At 67.3% G+C, this 17560-nt stretch carries 16 protein-coding genes; 15 read left to right on the top strand and 1 reads right to left on the bottom strand.

From position 1 onward, the window contains the following. The first annotated feature begins 2 nt into the window (after positions 1–2). From CHEID_RS05385 to CHEID_RS05315, 15 genes are all read left to right on the top strand, one after another. The gene (locus tag CHEID_RS05385; RefSeq protein ID WP_181645871.1) at positions 3–980 is read left to right on the top strand and encodes a phosphatidylinositol mannoside acyltransferase; all 978 of its coding nucleotides are present in this window, start codon (positions 3–5) and stop codon (positions 978–980) included. Next, positions 977–2167 carry a glycosyltransferase family 4 protein gene (locus CHEID_RS05380; protein WP_112768918.1) on the top strand — a complete coding sequence of 397 codons (1191 nt, stop codon included), beginning with the start codon at positions 977–979 and terminating at the stop codon, positions 2165–2167. Before CHEID_RS05385 ends, CHEID_RS05380 begins: the two co-directional genes overlap by 4 nt. Further along, the gene (locus CHEID_RS05375; protein WP_112768919.1) at positions 2164–2643 is read left to right on the top strand and encodes a hypothetical protein; all 480 of its coding nucleotides are present in this window, start codon (positions 2164–2166) and stop codon (positions 2641–2643) included. Before CHEID_RS05380 ends, CHEID_RS05375 begins: the two co-directional genes overlap by 4 nt. Before the next feature lie 75 nt (positions 2644–2718). Beyond that, on the top strand, positions 2719–3699 hold the full coding sequence (pdxS, locus tag CHEID_RS05370; protein WP_273660954.1) for a pyridoxal 5'-phosphate synthase lyase subunit PdxS: 981 nt from the start codon (positions 2719–2721) through the stop codon (positions 3697–3699). Positions 3700–3734: 35 nt separating this feature from the next. Further along, positions 3735–4667 (top strand): acyl-CoA thioesterase, encoded by a 933-nt coding sequence (locus CHEID_RS05365; RefSeq protein WP_112768920.1) that lies wholly within the window; start codon positions 3735–3737, stop codon positions 4665–4667. Between the two features lie 71 nt (positions 4668–4738). Beyond that, complete coding sequence (pdxT, locus tag CHEID_RS05360; protein ID WP_112768921.1) at positions 4739–5329, top strand: pyridoxal 5'-phosphate synthase glutaminase subunit PdxT; 591 nt, start codon at positions 4739–4741, stop codon at positions 5327–5329. 108 nt (positions 5330–5437) lie between these two features. Beyond that, positions 5438–6190, top strand: a complete 753-nt coding sequence (locus CHEID_RS05355; protein ID WP_112768922.1) for a YebC/PmpR family DNA-binding transcriptional regulator — start codon at positions 5438–5440, stop codon at positions 6188–6190. 69 nt (positions 6191–6259) lie between these two features. Beyond that, complete coding sequence (ruvC, locus tag CHEID_RS05350) at positions 6260–6814, top strand: crossover junction endodeoxyribonuclease RuvC (protein WP_112768923.1); 555 nt, start codon at positions 6260–6262, stop codon at positions 6812–6814. Beyond that, positions 6811–7437, top strand: a complete 627-nt coding sequence (gene ruvA, locus CHEID_RS05345) for a Holliday junction branch migration protein RuvA (RefSeq protein ID WP_112768924.1) — start codon at positions 6811–6813, stop codon at positions 7435–7437. Before ruvC ends, ruvA begins: the two co-directional genes overlap by 4 nt. Further along, the gene (ruvB, locus tag CHEID_RS05340) at positions 7434–8525 is read left to right on the top strand and encodes a Holliday junction branch migration DNA helicase RuvB (protein ID WP_112768925.1); all 1092 of its coding nucleotides are present in this window, start codon (positions 7434–7436) and stop codon (positions 8523–8525) included. Before ruvA ends, ruvB begins: the two co-directional genes overlap by 4 nt. Before the next feature lie 51 nt (positions 8526–8576). Beyond that, positions 8577–8846: a preprotein translocase subunit YajC gene (yajC, locus tag CHEID_RS05335; protein WP_112768926.1), complete on the top strand. Its 270-nt coding sequence runs from the start codon at positions 8577–8579 to the stop codon at positions 8844–8846. A 110-nt stretch (positions 8847–8956) separates the two neighbouring features. Continuing rightward, the gene (secD, locus tag CHEID_RS05330; protein WP_181645867.1) at positions 8957–11968 is read left to right on the top strand and encodes a protein translocase subunit SecD; all 3012 of its coding nucleotides are present in this window, start codon (positions 8957–8959) and stop codon (positions 11966–11968) included. Between the two features lies 1 nt (position 11969). Beyond that, a complete protein-coding gene (locus CHEID_RS05325) occupies positions 11970–13616 on the top strand; it encodes an ABC transporter substrate-binding protein (protein WP_181645868.1) in 1647 nt (548 codons plus the stop codon). Positions 13617–13772: 156 nt separating this feature from the next. Beyond that, entirely contained in the window at positions 13773–14348 is a 576-nt protein-coding gene (locus CHEID_RS05320) for an adenine phosphoribosyltransferase (protein ID WP_112768928.1), read from the top strand. Continuing rightward, positions 14345–16636: a RelA/SpoT family protein gene (locus CHEID_RS05315; protein ID WP_112768929.1), complete on the top strand. Its 2292-nt coding sequence runs from the start codon at positions 14345–14347 to the stop codon at positions 16634–16636. The genes CHEID_RS05320 and CHEID_RS05315 overlap by 4 nt, the downstream gene beginning before the upstream one ends. Here CHEID_RS05315 and CHEID_RS05310 read toward each other — a convergent pair. Beyond that, positions 16633–17502, bottom strand: a complete 870-nt coding sequence (locus CHEID_RS05310) for a peptidylprolyl isomerase (RefSeq protein ID WP_112768930.1) — start codon at positions 17500–17502, stop codon at positions 16633–16635. The two genes, CHEID_RS05315 and CHEID_RS05310, sit on opposite strands and share 4 nt — an antisense overlap. Between the last annotated feature and the right edge of the window lie 58 nt (positions 17503–17560).

Below are 17560 nucleotides of genomic sequence, written 5' to 3'. Positions count from 1 at the left end.
CCGTGGGGTGGGTTGGGTTCCCGGACATCACCCGCGCCGATCTCTCCGCGGCCGGTTACCGCGCGGGCTGGGCTCTGACCGCCCGGCTGCCCCAAAGCGTGGCGCGGAGACTGTTTGACGCGCTCGCGGATCTGGCGTCCAAAAGGGGAAAAGGGCCGGAACAATTGCGCCGCAACCTCGCCAGAGTGGTGGGGCCGGAGAACGTGACCAGGGATCTTGTGCGCCGCGCCATGCGCTCCTATCTGCGCTACTGGCGCGAAGCCTTCCAACTCCCGATCCTCGTGCAGCGTTCCGACCTGGGGGAGCGGCTAAGCACGTGCATTGATGAAACCTCCGTGCGGCGCCTCGAACGCTCCATCTCCTCCGGGCGCGGCGTGATCCTCGCCCTGCCCCACACCGGCAACTGGGACATGGCCGGGGTGTACCTCGTGCACGCCTTTGGCACGTTCGCCACGGTGGCGGAGCGGCTGCGGCCGGAGAGCCTGTTCGAGGCCTTCGTGAACTACCGGAAATCCCTGGGCTTCGAGGTGCTGGCGCTGTCCGGCGGGGAGCAACCGCCGATGCAGCGGCTGGAGGAGGTGCTGCGCTCCGGGGGGACCGTATGTCTGCTGGGGGAGCGCGACCTCACCGGCCGCGGGGTGGTGGTGGACTTCTTCGGGGAGCCCGCGGCGCTGCCCACCGGTCCGGCGCGGCTCGCTCTGAATTGCGGCGCCGCCCTGCACGTCGTGCACATCGCGTTTGAGGGCTCTGCCTGGCGGATGCTTGTGGGGGAGGAGATCGACGTCGCGGGGATCGCGAGCGCATCCGATGGCTCGCGGGAGGCCGTGACGGCGATGACCCAGGCGATTGCCGATGGCTTTGCCGCGAATATCGCGCGCTGGCCCGAGGACTGGCACATGCTGCAGAAGGTGTGGTTGGCGGATGTGTCCGACTCCGCCCGTACCCGGGTGGCCGAGGGAGAACAGGGGGCCGGCGCATGAGAATCGGCATGGTCTGCCCCTACTCCTTCGACGAGCCCGGTGGGGTGCAAAACCACGCGATCGAGCTGTGCGAGGAGCTGCTGCGCCGCGGCCATCACGTCAGCCTCATCGGCCCCGGCAGGCTGCGGGAGGGTTTGCCGCCCTTCGTGGAGCTGGGGGGAGCCTCCATCCCCATTCGCTACAACGGGTCGGTGGCTCGGCTGAGCTTCGGGCCGCGCACCGCCCACCGAATCCGGCGGTGGATCCGGGCCGGGCAGTTCGATGTGGTGCACATTCACGAACCGAATTCGCCCTCCTATTCCATGCTGACCCTCGCACAGGTGGAGGGGCCCATCGTGGCCACCTATCACGCCAGCGCGAGTCAGTCCCGCGTGCTGCGGGTGGCCCTGCCGGTCCTGCGCCCAATGCTGGAGCGGATTCAGGGCGGCATCGCGGTCTCGGAGGAGGCCCGGCGCTGGCAGGTGGAGATGCTCGCCGGGGATCCCGTGTTGGTGCCGAACGGGGTGGCGACGGGGGCCTATCGCAGTGCGCAACCGTTGGCGGGCCTGCCGCCGGGGTGCCCGCGGATCATGTTCCTGGGTCGATTCGATGAGCCGCGCAAGGGCCTGGGGGTGCTTTTGGACGCCATGCCCCGGATCTTGGCTCAACATCCCACGGTGGAGCTCGTCATCGCCGGTGGCGGATCCATCCCCGGGCTGGTCAACCGCATCCGCGCGATGGGCCTGCGGCACACGGAAGGGCTGGAGCCCGTGGGACAGGTGGGGCCCGCCGGGGCGGCTGGCCCCAGGCCGGGAGGCGTGCGCATTCTGGGGCGGGTGAGCGACGCGGACAAGGCGGCGGCCCTGGCGGCCAGCGACATCTACGTGGCCCCCAACACGGGCGGGGAGAGCTTTGGCATTGTGCTGGTGGAGGCGATGGCCGCGGGGGCCGCGGTGGTCAGCAGCGACCTGCCGGCGTTCACGGCGGTATCCGATCACGGCCGCGCCGCCGTGCACTTCCCCAACGGCAACTCCCACGAGTTGGGGGACCGGCTTATCGAGCTGCTCTCAGACCCGGAGGGGCGACGGGCCCTGGCGGAGCGCGGGCGCCAGCGCAGCGTGGATTTCGATTGGGAGAGTGTGACCACGCGGGTGGAGCAGGTCTACGACACGGTCGTTCGCCCCGCTAGAAAGGTGACGTTGACGTGATCCAGCTTCCCCTGTGGGTTCTCCTGGCTCTGGTGCTGCTCGTCCTCGCCGTGGTGGCAGGCATGTGGGCCAGCGGGATTGCCACCCGGCTCAATCGGTTGCATATTCGCACGGACTCCGCCCGCATCAGCCTGGAGGGGGCCCTGGCGGCCCGGGCGGCGGTTATTGGGGCGGTCCAGCCGGAGCTGGCGGGGATGTCCTCCCAGGTGAGCCGCGTGCCCCTGCGCGCCACGGATATGGGGGCGCGTTCCGATGTGGAAAACGGAATGCTGCGGCGATTGACGGCGGAGACGTTGGCCCATCCCGCCTTTGTGGATGCCTCCACCCGGGTGGACCTGGCCGCGCGGTTCTACAACGATGCCGTGGCCGATACCCGCACGGTGCGTTCCCGGGCAGTGGTCCACGCGTTGCACTTGGCCGGTTCGGCGCCCCTGCCGGAGTTCTACGAGGCGCTCTCCGCAGGAGAACAGCCCTAGCTGCGCCGGGGCAGCATGCCGGGGCCGGGAATAGACCAGTTAGACTATCCGTAGTTCTAATCGTAAGTAGTCCCTGTGACAGACGGGAATGTATCTGCCGTGACCGAAGAGTCCTCCTACACCGCCGCGTCCTCCGCCCCGGCCTCCGGTTTTTCCACCGAGCCGCCCGCGCAGCAGGCCACCGGCACCGGCCGCGTCAAGCGCGGGCTGGCGGACATGCTCAAGGGTGGCGTCATCATGGATGTGGTGACCCCCGAGCAGGCCAAGATCGCCGAAGATGCCGGTGCTACCGCCGTGATGGCGCTCGAACGAGTGCCCGCGGACATCCGCGCCCAGGGTGGGGTTTCCCGCATGTCCGATCCGGACATGATCGAGGGCATCATCGATGCCGTGTCCATCCCCGTGATGGCCAAGGCCCGCATTGGCCACTTCGTGGAGGCCCAGGTCCTGCAGTCGCTGGGGGTGGACTTCATCGACGAATCGGAGGTGCTGACCCCGGCCGATTACCGCAATCACATCGACAAGTTCGGCTTCACCGTGCCCTTCGTCTGTGGTGCGACGAACCTCGGGGAGGCCCTGCGCCGCATCAACGAGGGCGCCGCGATGATCCGCTCGAAAGGGGAGGCCGGCACCGGGGATGTCTCCAACGCGGTGACGCACATGCGCACCATTCGGGCGGAGATCAACCGGCTGTCCTCGATGCCCGCGGACGAGCTCTACGTTGCCGCCAAGGAGCTTCAGGCCCCCTACGACCTTGTGCGCGAGGTCGCCCGGGCCGGGAAGCTGCCCGTGGTGCTGTTCACCGCCGGGGGTATCGCCACCCCCGCGGATGCTGCGATGATGATGCAGTTGGGTGCGGAGGGTGTGTTTGTGGGCTCCGGCATCTTCAAGTCCGGGGATCCGGAGAAGCGGGCCCGGTCCATCGTCCAGGCCACCCAGCACTACGACGATCCTGCGACTATCGCGGACGTGTCCCGGGGTCTGGGCGAGGCAATGGTGGGGCTCAACGTGGACGACATTCCCCAGCCGCACCGTCTGGCCGAGCGCGGCTGGTAGACGTCGTTCCCCACACGACAAGGGAGGCTTTTGGCATGGTGGGTGCCGATAACCTGCGGGCAACCCAGAGCGAGCATCGGCCCGCGCAGTCCCACCCGCGCATCCTGGACGTCCTCGATGTCGAGCGCATCGACGGGGATGTCTTCCGCGGCAGGGTGGTTCCCTCCACCTTGCGCCGGACCTTCGGCGGGCAGGTCGCGGCCCAGGCCCTCGTCGCCGCCACCCGCACGGTGCAGCCGGATTACGGCGTGCATTCCCTCCACGCTTACTTTGTCGCGGCGGGCAACTCGGATCTGCCCATCCTGTTGACGGTCACCCGCATCCGCGACGGTCGGTCCTTTTGCTCCCGGTCGGTGGAAGCCACTCAGGAGGGCAGGCCCATCTTCGTCATGCAGGCCAGTTTTCACGTCTCGGGAGACGAGGGGCCCGAGCATTCGGATGCGATGCGTGCCGTCCCGGATCCCGAGGATGTGGTCGTTGATCGGGATGATATGACGCCCGTCCGGCGCGCTTTGCTGCAGGAGTGGAGCGATTGGGACATTCGGATCCTCCCGGCGGACTCCTACGAACCCAATAAGTACGCCGCCTCCCAGCAGGTGGTGTGGTTCAAGTCCAAGGCAGCCCTGCCCGACGACGAAACGCTGCACGTGTGCACCCTGGCCTACATGTCCGACATGACCTTGCTGTCCAGTGCGCTGGTCCCGCACGAGGACATGCAGGTCCAGGAGGCCTCGCTGGATCACGCCATGTGGTTCCTGCGCCCCTTTCGCGCCGACGAGTGGTTGCTCTACGATCAGATTTCCCCGTCGGCGCACGCGGGCCGGGCGATCACCCATGGGCGCATTTTCAACCGCCAGGGACAGCTCGTCGCGATCGTGACGCAGGAGGGCTTGACGCGCGCTCTGCTGCCGGGCAAGCACACCGTGCCGTGGAAGGATCCCGCCAATTCCCCCGGTAACCCACAGTGATTCACCCCTAGCGATAGACCCACAGCGACAGAGCCACATCGACCAGCATCACCAGGAGTAGTAGCAAACCTATGCCCACACCCCGCATTGGCGTTCTGTCCGTGCAAGGCGGCTTCGCCGAGCACACCGACATGTTGCGCAACCTCGGCGCGGACCCCACGCCCGTGCGCCGACTCGATCACCTTCAGCGCCTGGACGGGCTCGTCATCCCCGGGGGCGAGTCCACAACAATCTCCCGCCTGCTGGACCTGTCCGGCATGCTGGAGCCTCTGCGCGAGGCCATCGCTGCCGGCCTGCCTACCTTCGGGACCTGCGCGGGTCTCATCATGCTCTCCACGGATGTGCTGGACACCCGCCCGGATGCCCACAGCCTGGGTGCCCTGGATATCTCGGTGCGCCGCAATGCCTTCGGCCGACAGGTCAACTCCTTCGAAACGACGTTGAACATGGCCCACGTGGCCGAGGACACCGAGGCGGTGTTCATCCGAGCCCCCCGGGTCGAGCGGGTTGGGGAGTCCGTGGAGGAGCTAGCGACTCTGCCGGATGGCACGGTTGTCGCGGTGCAAAGCGGGGTGGTGCTTGGTACCAGCTTCCACCCGGAGCTCACCGGCGATGATCGCATCCACCGCTACTTCCTCTCGCTGGTCGAGCAGAGCCGCTAGCGGGAGCACAAAGGGGGAGGAGCCGCGCCATAGGGTCCAGGCGGCAGGGGCGGGGCATAGTAACGTAAGAACGCACATAACGCACAAGACAAAGAAACGAAGAGGCATATGTCAGGCCACTCCAAATGGGCAACAACGAAGCACAAGAAGGCGGCGAACGACGCGAAGCGCGGCAAGGAATTCGCCAAGCTGATCAAGAACGTGGAAGTCGCCGCCCGGACCGGAGGCGGCGATCCCGCGGGTAACCCCACGCTGCAAGATGCCATCACCAAGGCCAAGAAGGCCTCCGTGCCCAACGACAACATCGAGCGGGCCCGCAAGCGCGGCTCTGGGGAAGAGGCCGGCGGCGCGGACTGGCAGACCATCATGTACGAGGGCTATGGCCCGGGTGGCGTGGCCATGCTCATCGAGTGCCTGACGGATAACCGCAACCGGGCCGCGACGGACGTGCGCACCGCGATGAATAAGAACGGCGGGAACATGGCGGACGCCGGTTCCGTGGCCTACCTGTTCACCCGCAAGGGCGTGGCCCTGTTGGACAAGGCCGGCAACACGGAAGACGACATTCTCATGGCCGTCCTCGAAGCCGGTGCGGAGGAAGTCAACGACCTCGGCGAGAAGTTCGAGGTGGTGTGCGAACCGGGGGACATGATGGCTGTGCGCGGCGCGCTGCAGGAATCGGGTATCGACTACGACTCCGTGGAGCCGGACTTCAAGCCCTCCATGGAGGTGCCCGCGGATGCCTCCACGGCCAAGCGGGTCATGAACCTCATTGATGCCCTGGAGGATTCCGATGATGTGCAGAACGTGTACACGAATATGGATGTCCCGGACGCGGTCCTTGCGGAGTTGGAGGGCTAGCACCCGCTGCGCGGGCCCGGGCGTCCACAAGAAGAACAATCGACCGTATGTGCTAAATTTGGCCGCGTTATGGTGACCACCCCAACAGCCAACGGCACCCGCCGCCCCGCCAGCCTGGAGGGCCTGCGGGTCATGGGCATTGACCCGGGGCTCACCCGCTGCGGTCTATCGGTCGTTCAGGCAGGTCGGGGCCGGGCGGTCCTGCCGGTCGCCGTCGGGGTGGTGCGAACCCCCGCGCAGGAGGACCTGTCCCGTCGGCTGCTGCGCCTATCGGATGCTGTGGAGGAGTGGATGGCGGACTACCGCCCGGATGTTGTGGCCCTCGAGCGTGTTTTCGAGCGCTCGAATATTTCCACCGCCATCAACACGGCGCACGCGGCGGGCGTGCTCATGGCCGCCTCCGCACGACGGGGCGCGGAGGTCCACATGTACACCCCCAGCGAGGTGAAGAAGGCCATCAGCGGCAACGGGCGGGCCGATAAGGTGCAGATGACCCGGATGATCACCCGCATCCTGGGCCTGGGGGAGCCGCCGAAACCCGCCGATGCCGCCGATGCGCTGGCCTTGGCGGTCTGCCACTGCTGGCGGGCTCCCATGAACCACATCGTGAAAGGCACAGCATGATCGCATCACTGCGCGGGACCGTCATCGATAAGGGGCTGGACTACGCGGTCATCGAGTGCGCCGGCGTGGGCTACCACTGCGTGGCCACGGCAAGTACCCTCGCGGAGCTCAGCCGGGGCCAGGAGGCCACCGTGTTGACCTCCTTCGTGGTTCGCGAGGACTCCCAGACGCTCTACGCCTTCAGCACCTCCGAGCAGCGCGAGATGTTCGGCGTGCTGCAGAAGGTCTCCGGGGTGGGGGCGCGGCTGGCCCTGGGGGTGATGAGCGTGCTGAGCCCAGCGGACATCGTCCGCGCCGTGAGCCAGGGGGATATCAAGGCCCTGCAGCGGGCGCCGGGGGTGGGCAAGCGCCTGGCCGAGCGGATGGCCGTGGATCTCAAGGACAAGGTGGCCGCCGGGGAGGTGGGGGGTACGACGCTACCGACCGACGCGCAGCTACCGGGCACCGCACCGGGGACAGTGGGCCTCGTGTCCCAGGTGGTGGAGGCCCTCGTGGGTTTGGGGTTCACCGAGAACAAGGCCCAAGCCGCCGTGGCCGCGGCCCTCGAGCGCAGCGGTGCGGAGACGTCCGCCTCCGCCCTGCTGCGCACTGCCTTGAGCATCCTAGGGGGTAGCAAACCATGAGCAGGTCTGCGGACAACGGCATTGAGCGCACCGAGTTCTCCCTGCCGGAGGAGGCGAAAACTCCATCGCCGTTATCGCCCAGCCCGGAGCTCAGCGCGGGGCAGGTGCCGGGGGATTCGGACGTGGAGGGCTCGCTGCGCCCGAAGACCCTGGAGGAGTTCATCGGCCAGCGCAAGGTGCGTGCCCAGTTGGACCTTGTCCTGGGGGGTGCGCGGGCCCGTGGGGTGAGTCCCGACCACGTTCTGCTGGCCGGCCCGCCGGGGTTGGGAAAAACGACGATGGCCATGATCATCGCCCAGGAGCTGGGGACATCGCTGCGGATGACCTCCGGTCCGGCCCTGGAGCGGGCCGGCGATCTCGCGGCCATGCTCTCCAACCTCATGGAGGGGGATGTGCTGTTCATCGACGAGATTCACCGCATTGCCCGGCCCGCCGAGGAGATGCTGTACATGGCGATGGAGGACTTCCGGGTGGATGTCATCGTGGGCAAGGGTCCCGGGGCCACGTCCATCCCCATCGAAATCGCTCCGTTCACACTGGTGGGAGCCACCACGCGGGCCGGGATGCTCACCGGCCCGCTGCGCGACCGCTTCGGGTTCACCGCCCAGATGGAGTTCTACGACGTGGCGGATTTGACGGAGGTGGTCACCCGCACCGCCGGAATTCTCGGTGTGGACATCACCCCGGAGGCCGCCCGGGAGGTGGCCTCGCGCAGCCGGGGCACGCCGAGAATCGCCAACCGCCTGCTGCGGCGGGTGCGGGACTTCGCGGATGTCAACACCGCAGGGGAGGTCACCCTCGCCGTGGCTCGGGAAGCCCTCGTGGTGTTCGACGTGGATGACCTGGGCCTCGACAGGCTGGACCGGGGGGTGTTGGACGCCCTCGTTCGAGGTCACGGCGGCGGTCCCGTGGGGGTGAGCACCCTGGCCCTGGCGGTGGGGGAGGAGCCCTCCACCGTGGAGGAGGTCTGCGAGCCCTACCTCGTCCGGGCCGGCATGATCGCCCGAACCCCGCGGGGACGCGTGGCCACCGTGCGGGCCTGGCGTCATATGGGGCTCACCGCGCCCCCGGAGGCACCGGGCGAGTAGGCCACCGGACCTCGAGGTGGGGGCTAAGGGGTTTATGGCACACTGTGGGCCATGAATCCGATCCTTTTGCTCCTGCTCCTGCTCGTCTTCCTCATCTTCCCGGTTCTGCAGATGTGGCGGCAGAACAAGCGGTTCAAGGAGATCCGGGCGTTCCAGGCGGCGTTGGAACCCGGCATGCGTGTGCAACTGACCTCGGGGCTGCACGCGACCGTCCGCAATGTGGAGGCCAGCAGCGTGGAGCTGGAAATCGCCCCGGAAGTGTTGACGACGTGGGATCGCTCCGCCGTGCTCAAGTCCGCCGATAGCGTTCCCGAGGCCTAACCGGGCCCGGGCCTGCCAGTCCCGCAGCGGCGGCCCTTGGTGACCCGGGACCCGCCCACGCGCTACTATCGCTGGGTTACTACCCTCCACCTGCACAAGGAGCGAACCTCGTGGCAAAAGCCCGGAGCAGAGGCCGCAAGGCCCCGGCGGCTATCTGGCCCAAACGAGCATTGGCGCTGTTCGCCGCGGTACTCATCGGCCTCGTCGCGCTGATCATGTTCACCGGGGACCGCACCCCCACCCCGAAGGTCGGTATCGACCTCCAGGGCGGTACCCGCATCACCTTGGTGCCCCAGGGCGGTCGGCCCACCGGGGATCAGCTACAGCAGGCGCGGAACATCATGGAGAACCGCGTCAACGGCATGGGCGTCTCCGGGGCCCGCGTGGTCACCGACGGGGACAACATCGTGATCACCGTCCCGGGCACCGAAGCCGGCCAGGCGAAGGCCGTGGGCAAGACCTCCCAGTTGCTATTCCGGCCCGTCATCAACCCGGCACCCCCCACGCAGGAGCTCCCCAAGGCACTCCAAGACGTAGCCAACCGGATGGTCTCCAGCGGCGCCATGACCCCGGACGAGGTCAACGCGAAGCTCGCCCAACTCGTCCCCGAGTTGAAGAAGAGCCAGGTCCAGGGCGTCCCCGATAAGATCACGGCGACCACCAACCCCCCGAAGCAGGCTGCCAACAGCACGGAGGAACAGCAGCAGCGGGACAATGCCGTCAAGACGCTGCGGGACATCCGCCAGTCCAAGGACCCCAACGAGGAGCAGGCCGCTGCCGCCATGCTCTCGTGCGATAAAGCGGACCCCCTGGCCGGAGCCGATGACCCCTCCCGTCCACTGGTCACCTGTTCCCCGGAAGGACCCGTCATCTTGGGTCCCGCGCCGGTGCTCGACGGTTACGAGGAGGGCCCCAACGCGCCCCGGCTGACCGGCGAGCTGATCGACAACAACGCGCCCATCACCCACGGGGTGCCGCAGGGACAAAGCCAGATGGCGGTCTCCTTCAAGTTCAAGACGGGCAAGGACACCCCGGGTGGCGAGACCTGGTACAAGCTGGGCCAGCAGCTACAGGGCCAGCGCGTCGCCTTCACCCTGGACTCGAAGGTCATCAGCGCCCCCCAGGTGCAGGAAGCGACGCCCCCAGGGAGCGCGACGCAGGTCACCGGGTCCTTCTCTGAAGCGGAGGCCGCGTCGCTGGCCAACAACCTGCGCTACGGTGCCCTGCCCCTGAGCTTTGTTGGGGAGAACGGGGAGAGCGGCGGCACCGCCACGACCATCTCACCCACCCTCGGCGCCGCTTCCCTGCGGGCGGGCATCATCGCGGGCCTCGTAGGCCTGGCCCTGGTCTCCCTGTATGCCCTGTGGTACTACCGCGGGCTGGGAGGCGTGGCCATCGTCTCCCTCGTCGCCAGCTTTTCCCTGGTCTACGCTGCCCTCGTCCTACTCGGACGGTGGATTGGCTACAGCCTGGACCTCGCCGGTATCGCCGGGTTGATCATCGGTATCGGCACCACGGCGGACTCCTTCGTGGTGTACTTCGAGCGCATCAAGGACGAGATCCACCAGGGTGCCACCTTCCGCTCGGCGGTTCCGCGGGCCTGGCGGCGCGCCCGCAAGACCATCGTGACGGGTAACTTCGTGTCCCTCATCGCCGCTGTCATCCTGTACTTCCTGGCGGTCGGGGAGGTGAAGGGCTTTGCCTTCACCCTGGGTCTGACCACGCTGTTCGACATCTTCATCGCCTTCACCGTTACCGCGCCCCTGCTCATCCTGCTGTCCCGCAAGCCGGCCCTGGCCCAGCCCCGGCTCAACGGGCTGGGATCTGCAATGCGGGCGGCCCGCCGCTTCTCCGGCGCGGACCGACGTGAGCGTGAGGGTGAGAAGGCAACCGGAGGCAAGAAAGCCCCCGGATTCCTCGAGCGGGTGGCCAACGGGGAGGCGAATCTGCCCATCGTGCCCCAGCGTCGGCGTTGGTACGCCGCCCTGGCCGCAGTGCTCATCGGCTGCGTGTTGACCATTGCCCTGCGCGGATTTACCCCCGGCATCGACTTTGCCGGTGGCACCCGCATCAGCATGCCCCCCAATGGAGAGATCGCGGAAAGCTCGGTCTCCCAGACCTTCCGGGAGGCCACCGGGGTGCAACCGCAGACCGTGCAGACCGTGGGCAGCGGCACCGGGCGGGTAGTGGAAATCACCTCCGAACGCCTTAGCGACGACCAGATCACCAAGGCCCGTTCGGCGCTGTTCGATAAGTACCAGCCGAAGAATTCCCGCGGTGAGGTCAACGAGAACGCCATCAACGATTCGACCGTGTCCGAATCATGGGGCAAGACCATCACCAACCGGATGCTCCTGGCTCTCGGGGCCTTCCTGGCGCTGGTGTTCGTGTACATCGCCATCCGCATGCGCTGGGACATGGCCCTATCCGCCATCATCACGGTGCTGGTGGATCTCACCGTGGTGTCCGGGATCTACTCCCTGGTCGGCTTCGAGGTCTCCCCGGCGACGGTCATCGGCCTGCTGACCATCCTGGCCTACTCCCTGTACGACACGGTCGTGGTCTTCGACAAGGTCCACGAGAACACCACGGGCCTGTTCAACTCCACGCGCGCGACCTACGCGGAGCAGGTGAACCTGGCGGTGAACCAAACCATCATGCGCTCGATCAACACCTCCGTGTTCTCGCTGGTTCCCATCGCCTCTCTGCTCGTCATCGCCGTGGGCCTCATGGGCGTGGGCACCCTCAAGGACCTGGCCCTCGTCCAGTTCATCGGCGTGATCGCCGGAACGTTCAGCTCCATCCTCTTTGCCGCGCCGCTGCTGGTGACGATGAAGGCCCGGAGCGCCGCATACCGCCGCCACGATGAAAAGGTCCGGCGCGCCCGAGCCGGAGCCGGGCCCAGCGAGCGCGCAGCACAGCCCGACGCGGAAGCGGCCGATGGTCCCCGCGCGCAGGAGGAGCCCGAACGGTTAACCGACGTCGAGACCGCCGGATCGAAGCCGGGGAGGCGGCCGGAGCCCGAGGAGGAGGACGCCGATGCCGGGGCGCGCAAGGTCAGCTTCCCCCGCGCCGATCGCGGGGAGATCGGCGATGGCCGTTCCTGGCGCCCGGGGATGTGACATGGACTCGCCACGCACCCCAGTAACCGCCTCGCACCCCACCCGCCGGGCCGCCGTCCTCGCGGCGACCCTAACCCTTGGCGTGGCGGCAGCCGACGGGCTGAGTGCCTGCGGTTCCGGCAATCCCGTGGACGGGTTCGGCGGCTCCGACCCGGAGTTTGGCTACAGCCTGGCCCTGCCGATCGTCACCACCAATGCCGCCTCCCAACTGGGGGTGATGACGGACGCGGCAAAGGTCTCCGCCCGCCTGTACCCGGGCGCCTTCATCACGGGCCCCAACGGCCAGTTGCTGCCCAACCCGGACCTGCTGACCGCTACGCCTCGCCCGGAGGACCCGCAGACCGTGGACTACCAGGTCAGCGACAAGGCCACCTATTCTGACGGCACCCCGGTGACCTGTACGGACTTCCTGCTTGCGGTCACAGCCGGGCAGAACGCGGCCCAATTCGGCGCGGACATGCCCATGGCCCGCCAGGTGCAGTCCGTGGCCTGCCAGGACCAAGACAAGCACTTTAGTGTGACCTTTAAGGAGGGCTTCGGCGGCCGCTTCCGGGAGCTGTTCAGCGCGGGGACCGTCCTGCCCGCCCATACCGTGGCCCAGCGCGCGGAGGTCCCGGACATCGTCGGCGCGCTCCAGTCCGAGGCGCCGGCCCAGCTCGAACCCATCGCCGAGCAGTGGCGCAACACCTTCGACCTCGGACAGACGGACCCCAGCGAGGTGCCCACCTTCGGCCCCTACCGCGTGAGCTCCCGCGCCCAGGATGGCACGCTGACCTTGGAACCCAACCCCAACTGGAAGGCCGATCCACCCCAGGAGCGCAGGGTCTTTCTGCATCCCGTGGGCTCCGAGCTCAAGGGCCTGGCCCACGATGATCACCTCGTCGTGGCAGACGCCGCGGCCACCACGGACTTCGCCGCCCAGGAGCTCAACGCTCCCAACTTCCGCACGCGGAAGACCGCGGGTTCCCGGGTGGACCTGTTGCGCCTGGAGGATGCGGGGGCGCTCGCTTCCCCAGAGGCCCGCCGCGCCCTCGGTGCCTGCATCGATCGGGGCTCCATCGCCGGGGAGGTGAAGGCCGCCACCGGCGTGGAGGTGCAACCCGTGGGCTTGCGCATCCTCGCGCCCACGGATCCCCTGGCCCCGCGGTTGAAGGACGTCGCCGAGGCCAACACCGCCGTGGACCCCAATCGCACCAAGCAGCAGTTGGACGGCACGACCGTGCGCATCGGCTACCTCAAGGAGGTCCCCCGCTACGCCGCGATGGTGCAAAACATCACCCGTAGCTGCGCGGCAGGAGGGGTGACCATCCGCCCGGTGGAGGTGGACGCCGCCCACCCCGGCACCCTGGGAACCGACTATGAGGCCCTGCTCACCACCACCAGCTCCTTCGGCCGCAACCCCACCACGGACGTGCCCGCCACGGCCCCGCTGGACAAGGTGCGGGATGCGGAACGCACCCTTGCGGATGCGGCAGAGACCCTCCCGCTGGTCAACGAGCCGCGCGCCGTTGCTGTGGAACAGCACATCGCGGGCGTGGTGGACAACCCCGGGGAGACCGGCTTGAGCTGGAACATGGACCGCTGGCAGCGTCAATCCGAGCCGGTGCCGAAGCCGCCGAGCCCCGAGGGAAACCCGGGTGCGATCTGAGTGTTCCAACCCCCCGGCGCCGTACACCCAGCATCGCGGCTGGCGGGGTTCTACTATCGTGGGTCTACCGCCTTCCGTTGGCGGATGGCCGCCACCGACGCCGCGCTGACGCAACGATCCCCCGGCCGATGACGACAATGGAGGTGCCCTGATACCGTGCCGTATTCCCCCCACCCCACCAGCACTCCTGGCGCCGCTGCGGACGCGCTTCGTCGATTGACCCGCGTCGTCCCGGATTTTCCCCAGCCCGGCATCGTCTTTGAGGATCTTACGCCGGTGCTTGCGGACCCCGATGCATTCGCCCAGGTGGTTGGGGATCTCACCGCCTTTTGCCGCTCGTTCGATGCGGATCTCATTGGGGGGTTGGACGCCAGGGGCTTTCTGCTGGGCAGCGCAGTGGCCCTCGAGCTGGGGCTGGGAATCCTGGCGATACGTAAGGGCGGCAAGCTCCCGCCGCCAGTACACCGCGTGGAATACGACTTGGAGTATGGTTCCGCGGCCCTGGAGATTCCGGCCTCCGGGATTCCGCTGGAGGGTAAGCGGATCATCCTCGTGGACGACGTCCTCGCCACCGGCGGGACCTTGCGGGCCTCTCGGGAGCTTTTGGAGCGCGCCGGTGCTGGCGTCGTCGCCCTCGCTGTGGTCCTGGAAGTGCAGGGTTTGGGCGGTCGCAAGCACTTCGCCGACCTGCCGTTGTATGTCGCCGGTAGCGGGGGAGCGGAGGAGCAATGAGCCAGGATCGCGGGTCCCTGTGGATGGCGGCGCGGATCGCCCGCACCCTGACGGGGACCAGTAAGGCCAAGGTCAACCCGGTGTTGGGACCCCTTGTGGTCATCCACCGTAAATTCCACCCGAAGGCGGATGTGGACGCCCTCAACCGGGCGTACGCCACAGCCGAGCGCCTGCACGAGGGGGTCTATCGCAAGTCGGGGGAGCCCTACATCACCCACCCCCTGGCGGTCGCCACCATCGCTGCGGAAATTGGCATGGACACCACCACCCTCGTCGCGGCCCTGTTGCACGACACGGTGGAGGACACGGACTACTCCCTCGAGGAGCTGACGGAGGACTTCGGTGCGGAGGTCGCCCGCCTCGTGGACGGCGTGACCAAGCTGGACAAGGTGGCCCTCGGCTCGGCGGCGGAGGCAGAGACCATCCGCAAGATGATCGTGGCCATGGCCCATGACCCGCGGGTCCTGGTGATCAAGGTGGCCGACCGGCTGCACAACATGCGTACCATGCGTTTTTTGCCGCCGGAGAAGCAGGCCAAGAAGGCCCGCCAGACCTTGGAGGTCATCGCGCCCCTGGCCCACCGGCTGGGAATGGCCACGGTGAAGTGGGAGCTGGAGGACCTCTCCTTCGCGATCCTGTACCCGAAGAAGTACTTGGAGATCGTTCGCCTTGTCGCCGACCGGGCCCCCAAGCGCGATCAGTACATCGCGCAGGTCAAGGCAGAGATCGAGGCGAATATGGCCGCCTCCAACGTGGCCGCGGAGGTGGTGGGCCGGCCCAAGCACTACTGGTCCATCTACCAAAAGATGATCGTGCGGGGCCGGGACTTTGACGAGATTTTCGACCTGGTGGGCATCCGCATCCTCGTGGACAGTGTGCGGGACTGCTATGCGGCGGTGGGGGCCGTGCACTCCCTGTACCAGCCGATGCCGGGCCGGTTTAAGGACTACATCTCCCAGCCCCGATTTGGGGTGTACAAGTCTTTGCACACCACCGTCATCGGCCCCGATGCCAAGCCCCTGGAAATCCAGATTCGCACCCACGAGATGCACCACAACGCGGAGTTCGGCATCGCCGCCCATTGGCGGTACAAGGAGACCCGCGGCTCGCACAAGGGCAGTGCCGAGGAAGTCGACCAGATGGCGTGGATGCGCCAGCTCCTGGACTGGCAGAAGGAGGCCGCAGACCCCAACGAATTCCTCGATTCGCTGCGCTACGACCTGTCCACGAACCAGATTTTCGTGTTCACCCCCAAGGGGGATGCGATCACACTGCCCTCCAATTCCACGCCGGTGGACTTCGCCTACGCGGTGCACACGGAGGTGGGGCACCGGTGCATCGGCGCGAAGGTCAACGGCAAGCTCGTAGCCCTGGAATCCACGCTGAAGACCGGGGACAAGGTGGAGATCTTCACCTCAAAGGATCAGCAGGCCGGGCCCAGCAAGGACTGGATGAACTTCGTTGGTTCCCCCCGGGCGAAGGCGAAGATCCGGCAGTGGTTCGCCAAGGAGCGACGCGAGGAGGCCCTGGAGAAGGGTCGCGACATGCTCGCCGCGGCCATCAAGCGCGGGGGCCTGCCCATGCACCGGCTATTCACGCCGGAAGCCCTTCGCTCTTTGGCCAGCGAGCTGCATTATGCGGATGTGGACGCGCTCTACACCGCCATCGGCCGGTCGGACCTGTCGGTGGACCACGTCACGTCCAAGCTCATGGAGCACTTCCGGGCCGAGGAGGACGCCGAAGAGGTGCTGGCGGCCACCCGCTCCCGGGCGGTGGCATCCCGGGGGACGACCTCCCGGTTGGCCAATACGGTGCAGGAGGGCCGGGGGGATGGCTCCGGCATTCTCGTTCAGGGGCAGTCGGACTTCTCCGCAAAGCTGGCCAAGTGCTGCACCCCGGTGCCGGGGGACACCATCTTCGGGTTCATCACGAAGGGCGGGGGCATCTCCGTGCATCGCACGGACTGCACCAACGCGGAAAAACTGCACAGCGAGCCGCAGCGGATTATCGAGGTCTCCTGGGCTTCCTCCTGGAAGAACGCCGTGTTCCTCGTCACCATCCAGATCGAGGGCCTGGACCGCAACGGGCTGCTCTCCGAGGTCACCCGGGTCATTTCCGACCAAAAGGTGCCGATCAACGCCACCAGCTCGCACACGTCGGAGGACCGTGTGGCCGTAATCCGCTTCACCTTCGAGGTCTCCGACACCAAGCAACTGGGGTACCTCATGAACCAGCTCCGCAACATCGAAGGCGTCTTCGACGTGTACCGGGTGACCTCCGGCGGCTAGGAATCCACCGCGGCGGACGTGATCCGCACCTCCTGGGCAGGCTTGGCATCGCCCTCGGGGGCGGCGTCCGAGATTTTCTGCAGGGTCTCCAAACCCTCGGGGCTGATGGTCCCGAAGATGTTGTACTTCGGGGGAAGCGTGCTGTCGGTGTGGACCAGGAAGAACTGGGACCCGTTAGTGTCCGGGCCCGCATTGGCCATCGCCAGCGTGCCGCGCGGGTACTTCGCCGGCTGTTGCGCTTCCTGCGGATCCACCCCGTTAGTGGGGAACTCGTCCTTGAACTTGTAACCCGGCCCCCCGGAGCCGGAGCCGGTCGGATCGCCGCACTGCAGGATGCCCAGGCCCTCGGACTTCACGTGACGGTGGCACACCGTATCGTCAAAGAACTTCTCCTTCACCAAGTGCAGGAAGGAGTTGGCGGTACAGGGAGACTGGCCGGCGTTGACCTCCACGGGAATGTCCCCCTGGGAGGTCTTGATGGTGACCTTCGTGGTGCCGGAGGTCGTCACGTTGGCCCCGTCCGGTGCGCTCACCGGCTTGGCGGCATCCCCGCTGCTGGAGTAGTCGCACTGCACGCTGGCCGGGTAGGGCTGCTTGGGCCCTTTGGGCAGGGCGGCGGTGCTTGGGGTCTCCGAGGAGCTGGAAGCCGCCGATTGTGCCGAATCCTCCTGATCGGAACTGCTACGGGTCGCCAGGAAGCCGATGCTGCCCAGCAGCAGGGCCAGGGTGGCCAGGGTGGCGATGGCCACCCCCAGGGGAGCCAATCGCTCCCGTCGCTGGGCCTTCTTCAAAGATTGATCCAGTTTGCGCAGAGCCTCGTCCCGCCGGTCGGCGTTCACCATCTCGCGCTTGTCGCTGGTGGCCATCACACGTCCTCACACATCATCGACTTGTCCACGGGGCCCCAACAGGCGGTCGATCCGC

Source organism: Corynebacterium heidelbergense, assembly GCF_028609845.1.
Taxonomy (GTDB): domain Bacteria; phylum Actinomycetota; class Actinomycetes; order Mycobacteriales; family Mycobacteriaceae; genus Corynebacterium; species Corynebacterium heidelbergense.
Note: the sequence above shows the minus strand (reverse complement) of the source record. Positions and strands in the feature narration are given on the sequence as shown.